Source organism: Streptomyces sp. NBC_01341 (genome assembly GCF_035946055.1).
Lineage (GTDB): Bacteria > Actinomycetota > Actinomycetes > Streptomycetales > Streptomycetaceae > Streptomyces.
Map to the genome: position 1 here is coordinate 4,918,280 of NZ_CP108364.1, position 17,751 is coordinate 4,936,030.

Annotated in this window: 12 protein-coding genes and 1 pseudogene; 6 read left to right on the forward strand and 7 right to left on the reverse strand. The window is 71.8% G+C overall.

Annotated elements, in window-relative coordinates:
• Position 1: 1 nt before the first annotated feature.
• The 5 genes from OG206_RS21645 to OG206_RS21665 form a co-directional block, all read right to left on the reverse strand.
• Positions 2–901, reverse strand: a complete 900-nt coding sequence (locus tag OG206_RS21645; RefSeq protein ID WP_327118547.1) for a carbohydrate ABC transporter permease — start codon at positions 899–901, stop codon at positions 2–4.
• Between the two features lie 3 nt (positions 902–904).
• Positions 905–1,846: a carbohydrate ABC transporter permease gene (locus OG206_RS21650; RefSeq protein WP_327118549.1), complete on the reverse strand. Its 942-nt coding sequence runs from the start codon at positions 1,844–1,846 to the stop codon at positions 905–907.
• A 6-nt stretch (positions 1,847–1,852) separates the two neighbouring features.
• Complete coding sequence (locus OG206_RS21655; RefSeq protein WP_327118551.1) at positions 1,853–3,187, reverse strand: ABC transporter substrate-binding protein; 1,335 nt, start codon at positions 3,185–3,187, stop codon at positions 1,853–1,855.
• 86 nt (positions 3,188–3,273) lie between these two features.
• The gene (locus tag OG206_RS21660; protein ID WP_327118553.1) at positions 3,274–4,479 is read right to left on the reverse strand and encodes an ROK family transcriptional regulator; all 1,206 of its coding nucleotides are present in this window, start codon (positions 4,477–4,479) and stop codon (positions 3,274–3,276) included.
• Between the two features lie 158 nt (positions 4,480–4,637).
• Positions 4,638–5,702: a mechanosensitive ion channel family protein gene (locus OG206_RS21665; RefSeq protein ID WP_327118555.1), complete on the reverse strand. Its 1,065-nt coding sequence runs from the start codon at positions 5,700–5,702 to the stop codon at positions 4,638–4,640.
• A gap of 316 nt (positions 5,703–6,018) precedes the next feature.
• Here OG206_RS21665 and OG206_RS21670 point away from each other — a divergent pair.
• Positions 6,019–6,617, forward strand: a pseudogene (locus OG206_RS21670) (HNH endonuclease).
• On the opposite strand, the gene OG206_RS21675 reads toward OG206_RS21670, so the two are convergent.
• A complete protein-coding gene (locus OG206_RS21675) occupies positions 6,593–9,592 on the reverse strand; it encodes a beta-N-acetylglucosaminidase domain-containing protein (RefSeq protein WP_327118557.1) in 3,000 nt (999 codons plus the stop codon). The pseudogene OG206_RS21670 and the gene OG206_RS21675 sit on opposite strands and share 25 nt — an antisense overlap.
• A gap of 302 nt (positions 9,593–9,894) precedes the next feature.
• On the opposite strand from OG206_RS21675, the gene OG206_RS21680 reads away from it, so the two are divergent.
• The 5 genes from OG206_RS21680 to alc all read left to right on the forward strand — a co-directional run bounded on the left by OG206_RS21680 (position 9,895) and on the right by alc (position 14,895).
• Positions 9,895–10,206, forward strand: coding sequence for a hypothetical protein (locus tag OG206_RS21680; protein ID WP_327118559.1), 312 nt, complete (start codon positions 9,895–9,897; stop codon positions 10,204–10,206).
• A complete protein-coding gene (malQ, locus tag OG206_RS21685) occupies positions 10,207–12,366 on the forward strand; it encodes a 4-alpha-glucanotransferase (protein ID WP_327118561.1) in 2,160 nt (719 codons plus the stop codon).
• 56 nt (positions 12,367–12,422) lie between these two features.
• Positions 12,423–12,653 carry a hypothetical protein gene (locus tag OG206_RS21690; RefSeq protein ID WP_442805881.1) on the forward strand — a complete coding sequence of 77 codons (231 nt, stop codon included), beginning with the start codon at positions 12,423–12,425 and terminating at the stop codon, positions 12,651–12,653.
• Between the two features lie 78 nt (positions 12,654–12,731).
• Positions 12,732–13,673, forward strand: coding sequence for a LysR family transcriptional regulator (locus OG206_RS21695; RefSeq protein WP_327118563.1), 942 nt, complete (start codon positions 12,732–12,734; stop codon positions 13,671–13,673).
• A gap of 76 nt (positions 13,674–13,749) precedes the next feature.
• On the forward strand, positions 13,750–14,895 hold the full coding sequence (alc, locus tag OG206_RS21700) for an allantoicase (RefSeq protein ID WP_327118565.1): 1,146 nt from the start codon (positions 13,750–13,752) through the stop codon (positions 14,893–14,895).
• Positions 14,896–15,067: 172 nt separating this feature from the next.
• Here the strand turns inward: alc and pepN are convergent, their stop codons facing one another.
• Positions 15,068–17,644: an aminopeptidase N gene (gene pepN, locus OG206_RS21705; RefSeq protein WP_327118567.1), complete on the reverse strand. Its 2,577-nt coding sequence runs from the start codon at positions 17,642–17,644 to the stop codon at positions 15,068–15,070.
• Positions 17,645–17,751 lie beyond the last annotated feature (107 nt).

Genomic DNA, 17,751 nt, shown 5'->3' on the forward strand with positions numbered 1-17,751 from the left:
ATCAGCCTTTTACTCCGGTCAGTGTGACGCCCTCGACGAATGCCTTCTGGGCGAAGAAGAAGACGGCGATCACGGGGGCCATGACCAGAACGGTCGCGGCCATGGTCAGGTTCCAGTCGGTGTGGTGTGCGCCCTTGAAGGATTCCAGGCCGTAACTCAGCGTCCATGCGGCCGGGTTCTCGGAGGCGTAGATCTGCGGCCCGAAGTAGTCGTTCCACGCGGCGAAGAACTGGAACAGGGCGATCGCCGCGATGCCGGGCCTGGCCATCGGCAGCACGACCTTGACCAGGGTGCGCAATTCGCCGCAGCCGTCGACCCTCGCCGCGTCCAGGTACTCGTCGGGGATCGTGAGGAGGAACTGTCGCAGCAGGAAGATGGAGAACGCGTCGCCGAACGCCATCGGGATGATGAGCGGCCAGAGCGTGCCGGAGAGGTCCAGTTGCTTCGCCCAGAACAGGTACATCGGGATGATGACGACCTGCGGCGGCAGCATCATCATCGAGATGACCAGCATCAGGGAGAGCCGGCGCCCCCGGAAGCGGAACTTCGCCAGCGCGTAGGCGACGGGCACGGACGAGACCACCGTCAGGACGGTGCCCACCCCCGCGTACAGGAGGGTGTTGCGCCACCAGGTCAGGAAGCCGGGGGTGTCGAGGACCCGCCGGTAGTTCTCCCACTCCCAGGTGTCGGGCGTCAGGTCCCTGGTCAGTGCCTGCTGGTCGCTCATCAGTGAGGTCAGCAGGACGAAGACGAACGGCAGGACGAAGAACAGCGCGGCCGCGACGCCCAGGGAGTGCACCGCGATCCAGTGCAGCAGTGCCTTGCGGCGGGCGGTGCGTCCGGCGGGCGTGGACGCCCGGTCGGCCGTGAAGGGCCGGGGCGGGTCGAGGAGTTGGGTCATGACTCAGTCACCGGCCTGGATCAGGTTGTTGCGGCCCCGCATCAGCAGTGCGGTGAAGGCCATGGCCAGGGCGAACAGGACGAGGGCGACGACGCAGGCGGAGCCGTAGTCGAAGCGCTGGAAACCGAGGTTGTAGACCAGCTGGGGCAGCGTGAGTGTCGACTTGTCGGGATATCCCGGCTCGAACTGCTGCCCGGAGCCGCCGATCACCCCCGACGCGACCTTCCCGGCCACGAGGGGCTGGGTGTAGTACTGCATCGCCTGGATCACCCCCGTGACCACGGCGAACAGCACGATCGGCGAGATGTTCGGCAGCGTGACGAAGCGGAACCGCTGCCAGGCCGAGGTGCCGTCCAGCTCGGCTGCCTCGTACTGCTCACGGGGCACGTCGAGGAGCGCCGCCATGAAGATCACCATGAGGTCCCCGATGCCCCACACCGCGAGCATCGTGAGCGCCGGCTTCGACCAGGAGGCGTCGTTGAACCAGCCCGGAGCCGGCAGCCCCACGTCGCCCAGGATCGCGTTGACGGGGCCCGTACCCGGGTTCAGCAGGAAGACGAAGGCGAGCGTCGCGGCCACGGGCGGCGCGAGGTAGGGCAGGTAGAAGAAGGTGCGGAAGAGTCCCGTACCCGTCCTGATCTTCGTGATCAGCATGCCGATGCCGAGGCCGAACACCACCCGGCAGCTGACCATGACGAGCACCAGCCACAGCGTGTTGCGCAGCGACGGCCAGAACATGGGGTAGTCGCCGAAGACGTACGTCCAGTTCGTCAGCCCGTTGAAGGACGGCGCCCCGAAGCCGTCGTACTTCATGAACGAGAAGTACACGGTCGAGATCATCGGGTACGCGAAGAAGACGGCGAACCCGATCAGCCAGGGCGACATGAAGGCCGCCGTCCGCAGCGCCGACCTGCGGCGCTTGGAGCGGAGCGTGTGCGTGGTCATCGGCGACTACTCCGCCTTGGCGATGTCGGTGTCGATCTGCGCGGCGGTCTTCGCCAGACCGGCCTTCAGGTCCTTCACCGCGCCCTTCTCGTACTGGAAGCCGAAGTCCTGGATGGTCTGCTGATACGTCGAGCCGTTGACCGCGCCGTCCGGGGTGCTGGACTTCGGGTGCTGCGCGATGTCGAGGAACGTCTTGAAGCGCGGGTCGAACTTCAGGCCGGGCGACTTGAGCGCCGCGAAGGTGGACGGCACGTTACGGATGCCGTTCGCGAAGTCGACCACCGCCTGCGTGTCGCTCGTCATGAACTTCATGAGCTCCCAGGCCGCGTTCTGCTTCTTGCTGGCCGGGGCTATCCCCATGATCGTGCCGGACAGGAAGCCCTTGCCGTAGCTGTCGGCCTCGTCGTCGGCGACCGGCATGGGCGCCACGCCGATCTCGAACGGCACCTTGGCGTCCGTCGCCATGCCCAGCCGCCACTCACCGTCCAACTGCATCGCGACCTGGCCGGTGTGGAAGGGGTGCTTCGCCCCCCACTCGTCACCGAACGTACCCCGGTACTTCTCCAGCTTCTCGTATCCGCCCAGGTCCTCGACCAGCTTCTTCTGGTACGTGAACATCTCGGCGAACGCCGGGTCCTCGGCGATGTTCGACTTGCCCTCGGCGTCGAAGTACGCGTGGTCCCACGAGGACAGGTAGTGGTCGGCCACCGTCTCGTAGCCGTGGAAGGTCGGCATGAAGCCCAGCTGTTCGTAGCTGTCGCCCTTGCTCACCGTCAGCTTCTTCGCGACCGAGGCCAGCTCGGACATCGTCTTCGGCGGCGCGGTGATGCCGGCCTTCTCGAAGGCGTCCTTGTTGTAGTAGAGCCCGTACGCGTCGGCGAGCAGCGGCAGTGCGCACCGCTTGCCCTCGAACTGCGTGTAGTCCAGCAGGACCTTGGGGAAGGTCTTCTCCAGGTCCAGCTTCGACTTCTCGATGAACGGCCCGAGATCGGCGAAGGCTCCGGACGAGCAGAACTTGCCCACGTTCGAGGTGGTGAAGGAGGACACCACGTCCGGCCCGTTCGAACCTCCCGCGCGCAGCGCCTGGTTGAGCTTGTCGTCATTGATGTTGCCGACGACCTTGACGGTGATGTTGGGGTGGGTCTTCTCGAACCGGTCCACGTTGTCCTGGACGGCCTTCACCTCGGAGGGCGCGCTCCAGCCGTGCCAGAAGTTGATCGTGGTCTTCGCGTTCGGGTCGTCGTTCGCACCGGACTCGGTCTGGCCCGTACAGGCGGTGGCGAGTACGGAGATCGCGGCGACGGCGACGGCCGTGGTGGTCAGCGTGCGGCATCTGCGCATGACAAAGCTCCCAGGGGCAGGGGGACGAAGGAGAAGGAGGAGTGGGGCAGGGAGTGGAGCGGGAGGTGCGGCGGAGTGCTGCGGGGTCAGCGAGAGGTGTCGAACACTTCGTCGCGGGTGTCCGCCAGGGCGCGTTCCAGGGCGCCCCGAAGGACCGGATGCCGGTCGATGAGCCCGAGGGCGAGACGCGGCCGGGACGCGGCCAGTTCGGCGAGCTCGCCCTGGACCAGGGACAGCAGCCGCTCGCCGCCGGCGGAGACCAGCCCGCCCGAGAGGACGATCAGCCCCGGGTCGAGCACGGCGGTGACGGACGCGAGCCCGGTGGCGAGGCGCTGCGCGTACTGCCGCAGGAGCTCGGTGAGGGCCGGCTCCCGCTCGTACTCGGCGGCGGCCCGGGCCAGGAGCCCTGCGGCGACTTCCGTGTACGGCTGGTGCGGGGTCTCGATGCCCAGGGCCGTGGCGAGCCTCGGTACGGCCTGGGCGCCCGCCAGTTCCTGGAAACCACCGGCGTTCGCCTTCACCACCTGGCGCACCAGCGGGGTGCCGGGCACGGGCAGGAAGCCGACCTCGCCCGCACCGCCGGTGAAGCCGCGGTGCAGCCTGCCGTTGATGACGAGGGCGGCGCCGAGGCCCTCCTCGTTCCACAGGAGGACGAAGTCCTCGTGGCCACGGGCCGCACCGAGCCGCTGTTCGGCCACCGCGACCAGGTTCACGTCGTTCTCGTACTCCACGGGCATCGGCAGGCAGGCGGCCAGCTCGTCCAGCAGTGTGGGGGAGTGCCAGCCGGGCAGGTGCGAGGCGTAGCGCAGTCGGCCCGTGCCGGGATCGAACGCTCCGGGGGTGCCGATGACGACCCGGTGCACATCGGCCCGGGTGATGCCGGCGTCCTTGACCGCGCCGTCCAGGGCGTCCGTCACCTGGCGCACCACGCCTCCGGCGCGCCGTCCGGAGGTGGGCAGTTCGTGGGTGCCGACGGTCGCGCCGGTCACGTCCGCGACGGCTGCGACGATCCGCTGGGCGGTCACGTCGAGACCCGCCACATGGGCGGCCCCGGCGTTGACCGCGTACAGCTGGGCGCTGGGACCGGGCCGCCCCTCGCTCGTGCCGGTGGCGACGACGAGCCCCGCCGCCTCCAGCCGGGCCAGGAGCTGCGACGCGGTGGGCTTGGACAGGCCCGTCAGCTTCCCGATCCTCGTGCGGGTGAGCGGCCCGTGCTCCAGCAGCAGATCGAGGGCTGCCCGGTCGTTCATGGCGCGCAGCACGCGGGGGGTGCCCGGGGTGGTTCCGGCCATGAGTGACACCTGCCCTCTGTTAGGAAAGTTTCCTGTCCATTGAGGAACGTAGGCGTGACGTCATGCGGCCGTCAATGGAAAACGCCCCCGAGGCAACCGAAGCGTTACCTGCGGGGGCGGATCCGGTGCGGCGATGTCCGCCGCGGCGTCCGGCCGTGTTACTTCGCGAGGTTCGGCGGCGGTATCGGGGTCGCCGCCAGCGACTGCGGCGAGGTCGTCGAGGCGTACGCGGAGGGGGCCGCCATGCCCGCCGTCGGATCGGCGGTGGACTCGCCCTCCGCCGGGAGCGGCAGGGCGCCGACCATCCGGATGCCGGCCGAGTCGAGCGCCTGCTTGATCCGCCAGCGCAGCTCGCGCTCCACACCCAGCGACTTGCCCGGCATCGTCTTCGCCGTGACCCTCACGGTCATCGAGTCGAGCAGCACCGCGTCCAGGCCGAGCACCTCGACCGGGCCCCACAGCCGCTCCGACCAGGGCTCCTCCTTGGTCATGGCCTCGGCCGCGCCGCTGATCGCGTTGCGGACCACGTCCAGGTCCTCGGAGGGGCGGACCGTGACGTCGACGCCGGCCGTGGACCAGCCCTGGCTGAGGTTGCCGATCCGTTTCACCTCACCGTTGCGGACGTACCAGATCTCGCCGTTGTCGCCGCGCAGCTTGGTGACCCGCAGACCGACCTCGATGACCTCGCCGGAGGCGACGCCCGCGTCGATCTGGTCGCCGACGCCGTACTGGTCCTCGAGGATCATGAAGACTCCGGAGAGGAAGTCGGTGACGAGGTTGCGGGCGCCGAAGCCCAGCGCCACACCGGCCACACCCGCAGAGGCCAGCAGCGGAGCCAGATCGATCTTGAAGGCGCCCAGGATCATCAGGGAGGCGGTGCCGAGGATCAGGAACGACGTGACCGAGCGCAGGACCGAACCGATCGCCTCCGAGCGCTGGCGGCGACGCTCCGCGTTGACCAGCAGACCGCCGAGAGCGGTGCCCTCCACCGCCTGGGCGCTGCGGTTCATCCGGTCGATGAGGTTGGTGAGAGCTCGCCGGATCAGGTAGCGCAGCACGATCGCGATGGCGGCGATCAGGATGATGCGCAGACCGGTGTTCAGCCAGGTGGACCAGTTCTCCTCGACCCAGCCCGCGGCGTTTCCGGCCCGCTCGGCGGCTTCGTCCAGCGAGCCGGGGGTCCCGGGCGACGGTGCGACGGCCAGGAGGGCGGACAAGGGCACGACGGGGACCTCCAGGTGGGGCGACGGCGGACCGTCAACACTAACGAAGCCGGAGGAGTGGTTCGTTGCTCCGGCGGGGGGAGAGACGGGACTCACGCGGGGATACACGCTGTGTGGCCGATCCCATGCAGGGTCCGCCGCCCCGCTGAGGCGCCGGTTCCGGGACGTCCGGGGACCGCGTGCGGCCGGGCGGTGAGGAAAATCCCTCGTGCCCGTTACCCGCACGTGGTGGCGCTCGGACCAGGCATGAGGAGAGACTGAGATCGGATCGTCCCGGCGCGAGCCACGCGTCGCCGGCGTACAAGGAGGCATCCACGTGCCGCACGTCCTGGTTCTCAACGCTTCGTACGAGCCGCTCGGCGTCGTACCCCTGCGCCGCGCGCTCGTCCTCGTCCTCGAGAACAAGGCCATCTGCCTCGAGGAATCCGGCGCCTTCATGCACAGTGCCACCCGTGCCCTGCCGGCGCCCAGCGTCGTCCGCCTGAAGCGGTTCGTGCGGGTCCCCTACCGAGGCCCCGTACCCCTGACACGCCGGGCCCTCTTCGCGAGGGACGGAGGCCGCTGCATGTACTGCGGGGCCGCCGCCACCAGCGTCGACCACGTCATTCCGCGCAGCCGCGGCGGACAGCACGCCTGGGACAACGTGGTGGCCGCCTGCCGCCGCTGCAACCATGTCAAGGCCGACCGCCACCTGCCCGAGCTGGGGTGGCGGCTGCGCCATCAGCCGGCTCCGCCCAGCGGGCTCGCCTGGCGGATCATCGGGACGGGACACCGGGATCCGCGCTGGCTTCCCTACCTGCAGCCGTTCGGCGCGGACGACGTGATGGCCCGCATCGACGGCGTCTCGGCCTGACAGCGCGGTCGGCCGGGCCTTCGCCGTCCCGCCGCCCTCAGGGCTGTCCGGCGACCGCGTAGGCCTCCACCGACCACAGCGAGTAGCCGTACCGCGTTCCGCGTCCGTCGCCCCGGACCCGGATGAAGCGGGTGTCCTTCGCGTCCATGCGGACCGACTCGCGCCCTCCGGCGCCTTCCCGCACGGTCGCGGCGGTACGCCAGGTGCGGCCGTCGGCCGAGACCTGGACGCGGTAGCGGGAGGCGTACGCGTCCTGCCAGCGCAGCACGACCTGGCCCAGCCGGACCGGCCGGGGCAGCTCCGCCTGCCACCACGCGCCGTCCTCCACCGGCGAGGACCAGCGGGTCCCGGGATCGCCGTCCGAGGCCGCCGAGGCGGGGAAGTCCGGGGTCTCGTCCCCCGAGGACGAGGCCTTCGCCGTGCGCGCGAGGTCGGGGCCGGCCGTGCGGGGGAAGGCCCGTACGGTCAGCGTGCTCTTCTCGCCGCCGAAATTCAGCGGAACCTCGTACTCGCCGGCCGGGGTGTCCGCGGGCACGGTGATGTCCACCGGGACGTGGGTGCGCGCGCCGCGCGGCACCGTCGTCCGCTTCGGTACCTTCACCTCGATCCCCTCGGGTGCCTTCGCCGTCAGCCTGCCCCTCACCTCGGCGGGGCGGCCGCCCGCCAGCCGTGCCTCGACCCGGTGCGTGCCGCCGCCGATGACAGCGTCCGTCCTGCTGCGGGCGAGCGCCAGCCGTGCCGCCGGCTCGTCGCCGAACCACGGGACCACCGCCCGCACGTCCGGCGCTTCCCCGGCCGCCGGTGCTGCGGTGACACCCGGGGGCCGGGGACCGGCGAACACCGGACGGGCCGAGGCGAAGGCGACCCGAAGGGCGTCCGCCCGCAGGCCCCCGCCCTCCGTCTGGGTCCAGCCGGTCCCGGACAGGGAACCGATCCGGCGCCAGCCCTCGCCCGGCACATGGGCCTGGAGGACCGCCTCCGCCGCGTCGCTGTCCGGCCGGGTCATCGTGGTGACGGCCTTCAGCGGCCGGGCCCGGTCGAGCCGGACCGTGTAGCCGTCCGCGCTCCGGGTCACGGTGCCCGGGTCGCGGTCGGTGCCGTTCCAGGCGCCGGCCTCCGAGACGACCCGGTCCAGGAACGGGTCCAGCACACCCTTGCCCACCGTGGCCGGGCTCGCGCCGATCTCCTCACGCAGCGGCTCCAGCGCCAGCAGGGCCCGGTAGGCGGCGGCCCCGTCACCGCGTTCCTGCGCGCGCAGCACGCCGACGGCCAGTTCACCCGCCCGGCCGTACCGGGCCAGCTGTTCGGTCCACGGCCGCACCTCGTCCCCGAGGCGCCCGTCCGCGGTGTCCGCCAAGCGCTCCGGCGCCTGCCGCATCACGCCGAACGCGTCCCTGAGCTCTCTCGCCGCCCTGTCGCGAGCCGCGACGCCCGCCGCACCCTGGGCCGCGCGGGACTCCCGGAACGCGGTCAGCAGCGGCCGCAGGTACGCGGACTCGTCGCCGCCCAGCACCGACGCGGCGCTGTTGCCCGCCAGCGCGCCCAGCGCCGCCCGGGCAGAGGCGTCCCCGCCGGCGAGGTCGTCCAGGGCGGCCTGCCAGGACTCCTGCGGCCGGTAGTGCTTCGGATTCCAGGCGAAGTCCGCCGCCGTGAACAACGGGATGCGGGACACGGAGGGCTGCTTCATGGCGTTGGCCAGCAGCGCGGCGGAGCCGCTCGCCACCGCCGGGTCCCTGCCGGTGTAGGGGCCGAGGAAGATCCGGTCCTGCGCGTAGTCGTTGACCGGGTAGTTGTCCATGGTGACCAGGGGACGCCGGAACGCGGCCCGCGCACCCGCGAGCTCCCGCCCGGTGATCGTCCTCGGTACGACGCCGACACCGGTCCAGGCGACCTGCACCCGGCGGTCCAGCCCGGCGGCCAGAGCGGTGCGGTAGTCGGTGGCGCCGTCCTGGTAGAACTCCGTCGGCATCACCACGAGCGGTTCCGCGTCCGGGTGCCGGTCCGCGAGGTGCCGGGCGACGGCGTTCGCGACCCGGGCCTGCGCCGCGGCAGCGGCCCGCGGCCCGCTGCCGAACGTCTCCGCGTCCTCGTCGCAGTGCCATTCGCTGTAGCTCACGTCCTGGAACTGAAGCTGGAAGGCCCGCACCCCGAGATCCCACATCGCGTCGATCTTCCGCGTCAGCGCCCTGACGTCACCCTGGGACGCCATGCACATCGCCTGCCCGGGGGAGACGGCCCAGCCGAGGGTCACGTGCTGGGTCCGCGCCTTCCCGGCCAGCGCACGGAAGCCGGCACGCCGGTCCGCGGGGTACGGCTCACGCCAGCGGGCCTGACGGTAGGGGTCGTCCCCGGCCGCGTACAGGTAGCGGTTCTGCTTCGTACGGCCCATGAACGCCAGCTGGGAGAGCCGTTCCTCCTGGGTCCACGGCTGTCCGTAGAAGCCCTCGGCCGTCCCGCGCACGGCGGTGCCGGGCCAGTCGCGGACCACGGCACCCGCGACGGTGCCGTCCGTGACGAGCCTGCGCAGGGTCTGGACGGCGTGGAACAGGCCGTCCTCACCGACACCGTCCATCGCCACCGTGGGGCGTCCCCCGGTCCTCCCCGAGGCGAGGCGATAGCCCCCGGACGGCAGATCGGCCCGCCCGGGAGCACGCAGGTCCCGCAGCGCGACGCCCGCGTCCGTACCGCCGAGCCGGATCACCGGGCCGCGGCCGGGCAGGGCCTCGTGCACGGTGCGCACACCGGCGTCGGCGAGGAGTTCCCGGAGTGCGTCCAGGGCGTACGGGTCGGAATCGCTGTCGGCGAGGAGCGTGACGTCGGTGCCCAGCGGCACGGAGCGGCCGGTGGCCTCGATGGACTGCGGGCGCGGCCAGACCGCCGGCAGCCGGGCCGCCGCCCCGGTGCGGGGGGCCGCCGTCGCCCCGGGGCCACCGGGGACTGCCGGCACTCCGGCCGCCACGGGTGCCAGAGGACCGAGGAGCCCGCCGATCATGGCGACGGCGACGGCCGCCGCGTACCTCCTGGGCCCGATCCGCACAGTGTCCCCTTCGTCCTGACTCCGCCCCGCCAGTGACGTCCGAGCCCACCATCCGGGGGTGAGAGTGTCAATCCGCGTGGCCGTCGTGCCGGATATGCCGGGGGTGACGTGTGATCCGGGCGGGGCGCACGCGCGGGTGCTGCCGAGTGGCCGAAAACCGCCCAGACCCGGCATGCGGGGAACCGAATGTGACTCACGGCACGTTCAGCTCGTTGGTATAACGCGTATGTCACGTTCACGTCTGCGGCCGCGCCGGCTGGGTAGGTCTGCCCTGTCCTGTCGTCCACGGCCAGGAGGCCTACGTGCCCGCTTCCGCACAGCTTCTGCTCTCCGCCCTCTCCAAACAGGTACCGAGCCTCATGGATTGCGATCCGCCGGCAGCCAAGAAGTCCCCGACCGCCACCGTCCCTCCGATGATCAGCGAGCTGCCGCTCGCCTACGTCTCCGACCTGACCGGTGAAGCGGCCTTCGCCGACGCGCCGCTCACCAGCGAGCCTCCGCTCGCCGACGCCACACCTCTCACGAGCGAGCCACCGCTCGCCGCCGTCGCCCCTCTGACCAGCGAGCCGACAGCACCCGGCACCGCAGGGGGCATGGAGTCCCCAGGAGTCTGAATGGGCTTGTCCCGGCTCGCCGAACTGCACGGCGTCGCCACCTCCTTCTCCCCGTCCGCGGATGTCACGGTGTCCGTCCCCGACGACACGGTCACGGCCGTGCTCGCCGCGCTGGGCGTCGAAGCCGCCACGCCCGCCGAGGTGGGGAGATCACTCGCCGCGGCCGAGTCCGCAGCGGCCTCCCGCCTGCTCCCGCCGACGGTCGTGGTCTGGTCGGGAGAGCCGCTTCCGGCCGCGCTGACCGCGCTGCCGACCGGGTCGGCCGTGACGGTCGACCCCGAGCCGGAGGCCGCCGGCGCGTCCTCGCCCCTGACGATGCGGGTGACGCCGGCGCCGGCCCGGGGCGCGGCGGCCGTGCCCTCCTGGTGGGCCGGACCGCCGCCGGGCGTCCACCGGCTGACCGTCCGCACCCCCGACCACCACCACGCCGGCGCCACGCTCGTCGTCGCCCCCGACCGCGTGCCCCGGCCCCCCGGACGAACGCACGGCTTCCTGGTCCAGCTCTACTCGCTGCTCTCCGCCCGCTCCTGGGGCATGGGCGACCTCGGTGACCTGGCCGACCTCGCCGACTGGTCGGGCCGCACCCTGGGCAGCGGATTCGTGCAGGTCAACCCCCTGCACGCCGCGGTACCCGGCAAGCCGACCGATCCCTCCCCCTACCGGCCCTCCTCGCGGCGCTTCCCCGACCCGGTCCACCTCCACATCGAGTCGATCCCGGAGTACGGCCACGTCCCCGAGCCCGGCAGGGCCGCGCTCGACGACCTGCGCCAGGAGGCCGCCGCGCTGCGCGAAGCCGTGCTGAACAAGGGCGCGCTGATCGACCGTGACGCCGTGTGGGAACTCAAGAAGCAGGCGCTGGAGCTCATCCACCAGGTCCCCCTGACACCCGGCCGCCGCGCCGCCTACTGCGACTTCCTCGCCGAGCAGGGGCGCGCCCTGGAGGACCACGCCCTGTGGTGCGCACTGGCCGAGGTGCACGGCTCCCGGTGGCGGGAATGGCCCGAGGGACTCCGGAACCCGCGCTCCCCGGAGAGCGCCCGCGCCCGTTCCGGCCTCATGGACCGGGTCGACTTCCACTGCCGGCTCGCCTGGCTCACCGACACCCAGCTCGCCGCCGCCCAGAGCGCCGCACGGGAGTCCGGCATGGCGGTCGGGATCGTCCACGACCTCGCCGTGGGCGTGCATCCCGACGGCGCCGACGCCTGGTCCCAGCAGGACGCCTTCGCGCACGGGATGTCCGTCGGCGCGCCCCCCGACGCCTTCAACGCCCACGGCCAGGACTGGGGCCTGCCCCCCTGGCGCCCGGACGCCCTCGCGGCCTCCGGGTACGCCCCCTACCGCAACCTGCTGCGCGGTCTGCTCGCCCACGCCGGGGCCCTGCGCATCGACCACGTCATGGGCCTCTTCCGGCTCTGGTGGGTGCCCGAAGGGCGTCCGCCCACCGAGGGCACCTACGTCGGCCACGACGCGGAGGCCATGCTCGCGGTCCTCGTACTGGAGGCGCACCGGGCCGGTGCCGTCGTCATCGGGGAGGACCTCGGGACCGTCGAACCGGGCGTGCGCGAGGCGCTCGCCCGGCGCGGGGTGCTCGGCACCTCCGTGCTCTGGTTCGAGCGCGACTGGGACGGTACCGGGCGGCCGCTCGCCCCCGAGAAGTGGCGCGAGGACTGCGTCGCCACGGCGACCACCCACGATCTGCCCTCCACGGCCGCCCGGCTGACGGGTGACCACGTGACACTCCGTCACCGCCTCGGGCTGCTCACCCGGGACCTGGAGCGGGAACTGGCCGAGGACGCCGCCGACACGGCGGAATGGCTCGCCTACCTGGCCCGGCTGCGGCTGCTGCCCGAGGGCGAGGGGGACGAGGAGGGTGCCGTCCGCGCGGTGCACCGCTTCCTGATGCGCACCCCGGCCCGGATGGCGGGTGTGTGGCTCCCGGACACCGTGGGCGACCGGCGCCCGCAGAACCTCCCCGGCACCTGGGACCAGTACCCCAACTGGCGCCTGCCCATCGCCGACGCGGAGGGGCATCCCGTCACGCTGGAGGAGATCGCCGCGTCACCACGGCTGCACCGGCTGATGGCCGTGCTCGCACCGCCCCGCGGCGGCACGGGCGGCCCGAACGGCCGGGGCGCGCCGAAGCGTCGGGGTGCCCCGTGAGCCCGTACGGCACCCCCGGACGCGCGCCCGTCGCAGGCGTTCGCTACGTTTGCACCGTGGACAAGAAGAACGCTATGCGCGCCGGCGCCGTCGCGGCCGGTACGACGCTGATGATGCTGCTCATGTCGTCCCCCGCGCTCGCGCTCACCCGCGACGACGGTGACGACCCGGGGTCCGGCCTGAGCGTGCTGGAGACCCTGGGTCTCTACGTCGGGCTGCCGATCCTCATCTTCCTGGTGATCGTGGGCCTCGTCATGGTCCTCGACAAGTCCAAGAAGCAGGCCTAGACAGATCTCCCGAGTGCGCCGCCGGTACCTCGTACCGCGCGGCGCACCGGCATGTCCGGTCCCGGGTAGGTTGCGCCCATGACCGAGTGGGACGTCAAGAAGCTCCGCATCCTGCGCACGCTGCGCGACCGGGGCACGGTCACCGCGACGGCCGAGGCCCTCCTCATGACCCCCTCGGCCGTGTCGCAGCAGCTGACCAACCTCGCCAGGCAGCTCGGGGTGCCGCTGCTCGAAGCGCAGGGGCGCAGGGTCCGCCTGACCGACGCCGCCCACCTCGTGCTGCGCCACGCCGAAGCGGTCTTCGCCCAGTTGGAGCAGGCGGACGCCGAACTGACCGGCTATCTGCGCGGCGAGGCCGGACAGGTGCGGGTCGGCGCGTTCTCGACGGCCGTACCCGCCCTCGTCGTACCGGCCGTCCGGCTCCTGCGGGCCGGAGGCCGCCCCGGTCCCGAGGTGCGTGTCCGGGAGGCGGAGGCGGCCCAGGCGTACGAGCTGCTTTCGGCCGGGGACGTGGATCTCGCCCTCTCCCTCGCGGCGCACGCCCCGACGGCCCGCGACCCCCGCTTCACCCTCGTCCCGCTGCTCGCCGACCCGCTCGACGTCGCGCTGCCCGCGGATCACCGACTCGCCCGCACCCCCGGCCTGCGGCTTGCCTGTCTCGCCTCGGAGCCCTGGATCTTCGGCGGGTCCGGCCCCTGGTCGGAGATCACGAGGGCCGCGTGCGAAGCGGCGGGCTTCGTCCCGGAGCAGGCCCACAGCGCCTCGGGCTGGACCGCGATCCTGGCCATGGTGGAGGCGGGCATGGGGGTGGCGCTGGTGCCCCGGATGGTGTCGGCCGCCGACCGCTGCGGCGACGGAGTGGCCATGCGGGTCCTGGAGGCGGACCGCCCGCACCGGCATGTGGTGGCCGCAGTGAGGCAGGGCGCCGGGCGCGGCCCCGCCGTGGCACGGGTGCTGACGGCCCTGCGGCGGGTGGCGGGGGATCTGGCCGGGGACCAGCCAGACCGTCGAGGAGAATGATCGTTAAGAAGAAGTGAAATGACCGTACGAAAACTTTCGATGGACCTGATGGGTTGGTGGGGTCGAAAGTCGGGTCATGACCACCGACGCGAGCGAGACCGCATTCAACGACTCCGACCCCCACGCGAACGACGCGGCCCCTTACGGCGGGGGCGACCCGTACGCCGACTACCGGGACGCCACCGGCCTCCCCTTCACCGACCTCGTCGACCTCGCGGACCGCCGGCTCGGCGCGGGCGTGATCGCCGCCAACGACGAGTTCTTCGCCGAGCGCGAGAACCTGCTGATCCGCGAACCCGCCGTCTTCGACCCCGAGCGCTTCGGCCACAAGGGAAAGATCATGGACGGCTGGGAGACCCGCCGCCGGCGCGGCGCCGACGCGGACCACCCCTTCCCCGCGCCCGGGGACCACGACTGGGCGATCGTCCGCCTCGGTGTTCCCGGGATCATCAGGGGCATCGTCGTCGACACCGCCCACTTCCGCGGCAACTACCCCCAGCGCGTCTCCGTCCAGGCCACGGCCCTCGACGGCGCCCCGAGCCCCGAGCGACTCCTCGCCGACGACGTGAAGTGGGAGGAGATCGTCCCGCCGACCCCCGTACGCGGCCACGCGGCCAACGCCTTCGAGATCACCGCCGACCGCCGCTACACCCACGTCCGTCTCCGCCAGCACCCCGACGGCGGCATCGCCCGGCTCCGTGTGCACGGCGAGGTCGTCCCGGACCCGGCCTGGATCGCCGCACTCGGCACGATCGACCTGCTCTCGATCCTGAACGGCGGAATGTACGAGGACGCTTCGGACCGCTTCTACTCCTCGCCGGCCCAGATCATCCTGCCGGGTACGTCTCGGAAGATGGACGACGGCTGGGAGAACCGCCGCCGCCGGGTCCGCGACACGAACGACTGGGTGCGCTTCCGGCTGCCCGCCCAGGGCGCGGTGCGCGCCGTCGAGATCGACACGGCCTACCTCAAGGGCAACTCGGCCGGCTGGATCAGCCTCCAGGGACGCGACGGCGACGGCGAGTGGTTCGAGATCATCCCCCGCACCAGGCTCCAGCCCGACACGGCGCACCGATTCGTCCTGGACGCCGAGGCCGTGGTCACCCACGTACGCCTCGACGCCTTCCCCGACGGCGGAGTGGCCCGGATGCGTCTGCACGGCTCACCGACCGAGGCGGGCGCGGCCGAACTGGTCCGCCGCTACGAGGAGTCGGTGGCCTGAGGGCCGTCCTTCCCGAACACCCGCCCGGCCGGCGGCCGCGCCCAGGCGCCCGCCCGCCGGGCGGTCACAGGCGCCGGTCCCGGGTGACGGCACCCGCGGGCGCCAGCGGCCCCGCCCACGCGAGAGGGGCGCCTCCCGCCGGAGGCGCCCCTACACGTTCCCGCCGGGTCCGCTAGGCGGTCGCCGCCGCGGCGTCCGCCGCCTGGGCCCTGAGCGCACGCTCCACACCCGACCTGGACTCCGACATCAGCCTGCGCAGCGCGGCGCTCGGCTGCGCCGACTCCAGCCAGGCGTCCGTGGCGTCCAGGGTCTCCTGGGAGACCTGGAGGGCCGGGTACAGGCCCACCGCGATCTGCTGCGCCATCTCATGGCTCCGGGAGTCCCAGACGCCCTTGACCGCGGCGAAGAACTTCTCCGTGTACGGAGCCAGCAGATCACGCTGGTCCGTCTGGACGAACCCGTCGATGACGGCCTCCTGGAGGGAGTTCGGCAGCTTGTCCGACTCGACGACCGAGGCCCACGCCTCGGCCTTCGCCTCCTCGGAGGGCTGCGCCGCACGCGCGGACGCCGCGTGGCGCTCACCCGCGGCCGTCCTGTCGCGCTCGTACTCCGCCGCGATCTCCTCCTCGTCCAGGAGGCCGGTCGCGGCCAGACGCTGCACGAACGCCCAGCGCAGCTCGGTGTCGACGGTCAGTCCCTCGATCACCTGCGAGCCGTCCAGCAGCGACTGCAGCACGTCCAGGTGCAGCGGGCTGCGGGCCGTCGCCGCGAAGGCGCGGGCCCAGGCCAGCTGGTGGTCACCGCCCGGCTCGGCCGCGCGCAGGTGCGCCAGCGTCGCCTCGGTCCACTGGTTCAGACCCGCCTCGCGCCACTCGGGCGCCGCGTACAGGTCGAGGGCCGTCTTCACCTGGCGATGCAGCGACTGCACGACGCCGATGTCCGACTCCTTGGAGATGCCGGAGAGGACCAGCGCGAGGTAGTCGCGCGTCGCCAGTTCGCCGTCGCGCGTCATGTCCCAGGCCGAGGCCCAGCTGAGTGCCCGGGGCAGGGACTCGGCGAAGTCGCCCAGGTGCGCGGTGACGACCCGCAGGGACTCCTCGTCGAGGCGGACCTTGGCGTACGACAGGTCGTCGTCGTTGAGCAGGACGACCGCCGGACGGGCCGTGCCCGCGGGGAACGGCACGGTGGTGCGCTCGCCGTCGACGTCCAGCTCGATCCGGTCCGTGCGGACCAGCTTCCCGGCCTCGTCCAGGTCGTAGCAGCCGATCGCGATCCGGTGCGGGCGGAGCGTCGGCTCGCCCTTGGCGCCGGCGGGCAGGGCCGGGGCCTCCTGGAGGACGGTGAAGGAGGTGACGTGACCGTGCTCGTCGGTCTCGATCTCCGGGCGCAGGATGTTGATCCCGGCCGTCTCCAGCCACGCCTTCGACCAGGTCTTCAGGTCACGGCCGGAGGTCTCCTCCAGCGCGCCCAGCAGGTCCGTCAGGCGCGTGTTGCCGAAGGCGTGCGCCTTGAAGTAGGCCTGGACGCCCTTGAAGAACTCGTCCCGGCCGACGTACGCCACCAGCTGCTTGAGGACCGATGCGCCCTTCGCGTACGTGATCCCGTCGAAGTTCACCAGGACGTCGTCGAGGTCCTGGATGTCCGCCATGATCGGGTGCGTCGAGGGCAGCTGGTCCTGGCGGTAGGCCCACGTCTTCATCGAGTTGGCGAAGGTGGTCCAGGAGTGCGGCCACTTCGAGCCCTCCGCGTCCGCCAGGCAGGCGATGGAGGTGTACGTCGCGAACGACTCGTTGAGCCAGAGGTCGTTCCACCACTCCATGGTGACCAGGTCGCCGAACCACATGTGGGCCAGCTCGTGGAGGATGGTCTCGGCCCGCGTCTCGTACGCGGCGTCCGTCACCTTCGAGCGGAAGACGTACTGGTCGCGGATCGTGACCGCGCCCGCGTTCTCCATCGCGCCCGCGTTGAACTCCGGGACGAAGAGCTGGTCGTACTTGGCGAACGGGTACGCGTAGTCGAACTTCTCCTGGAACCAGTCGAAGCCCAGCCGCGTGACCTCGAAGATCTCGTCCGCGTCGAGGTACTCGGCGAGGGAGGGCCGGCAGTAGATACCGAGCGGGACGGACTGGCCGTCCTTCTCGTAGCTGCTGTGCACCGCGTGGTACGGGCCCGCGATCAGCGCCGTGATGTAGGTGGAGATACGCGGCGTCGGCTCGAAGGACCAGACGTCGTCCTTGGGCTCCGGCGTCGGCGAGTTGGAGATCACGGTCCAGCCCGAGGGGGCCTTCACCGTGAACCGGAAGGTCGCCTTCAGGTCGGGCTGCTCGAAGCTGGCGAACACCCTGCGGGCGTCCGGGACCTCGAACTGTGTGTAGAGGTAGGCCTGCTCGTCGACCGGGTCGACGAACCGGTGCAGGCCCTCACCGGTGTTGGTGTACGAGCAGTCGGCGACGACCTTCAGCTCGTTCGCACCGGACAGCAGGTGCGGCAGCGCGATCCGGGAGTCACGGAAGACCGCCGCGACGTCCAGCGCCTTCCCGTTCAGCACGACGTCGTGCACGGCCGGGGCGACCAGGTCGATGAAGGTCTCCGCGCCGGCCTCGGCGGAGTCGAAGCGCACGGTGGTGACGGACCTGTAGGTACCGCCCTCCTGCGCTCCGGAGAGGTCGAGATCGACCTCGTACGCGTCCACGGTCAGCAGGCGCGCCCGCTCCTGTGCCTCTTCGCGGGTCAGATTCGTGCCAGGCACGCGGTCATCTCCTTGATATCCGACGTTTTCGGCCATCCTTCCACGTGGAACGGGCGCAGCGCGATGTCCGTTTCAGGCGGACCTCCCGGTGTGAGGGCCACCCTCCG

Excerpts from the sequence above, each read along its gene's own strand:
- malQ (WP_327118561.1), top strand. The coding sequence starts at position 10,207 with ATGGGCTTGTCCCGGCTCGCCGAACTGCACGGCGTCGCCACCTCCTTC.
- OG206_RS21655 (WP_327118551.1), bottom strand. The coding sequence starts at position 3,187 with ATGCGCAGATGCCGCACGCTGACCACCACGGCCGTCGCCGTCGCCGCG.
- OG206_RS21650 (WP_327118549.1), bottom strand. The coding sequence starts at position 1,846 with ATGACCACGCACACGCTCCGCTCCAAGCGCCGCAGGTCGGCGCTGCGG.
- OG206_RS21645 (WP_327118547.1), bottom strand. The coding sequence starts at position 901 with ATGACCCAACTCCTCGACCCGCCCCGGCCCTTCACGGCCGACCGGGCG.
- alc (WP_327118565.1), top strand. The coding sequence starts at position 13,750 with ATGACCACCGACGCGAGCGAGACCGCATTCAACGACTCCGACCCCCAC.
- OG206_RS21660 (WP_327118553.1), bottom strand. The coding sequence starts at position 4,479 with ATGGCCGGAACCACCCCGGGCACCCCCCGCGTGCTGCGCGCCATGAAC.
- OG206_RS21695 (WP_327118563.1), top strand. The coding sequence starts at position 12,732 with ATGACCGAGTGGGACGTCAAGAAGCTCCGCATCCTGCGCACGCTGCGC.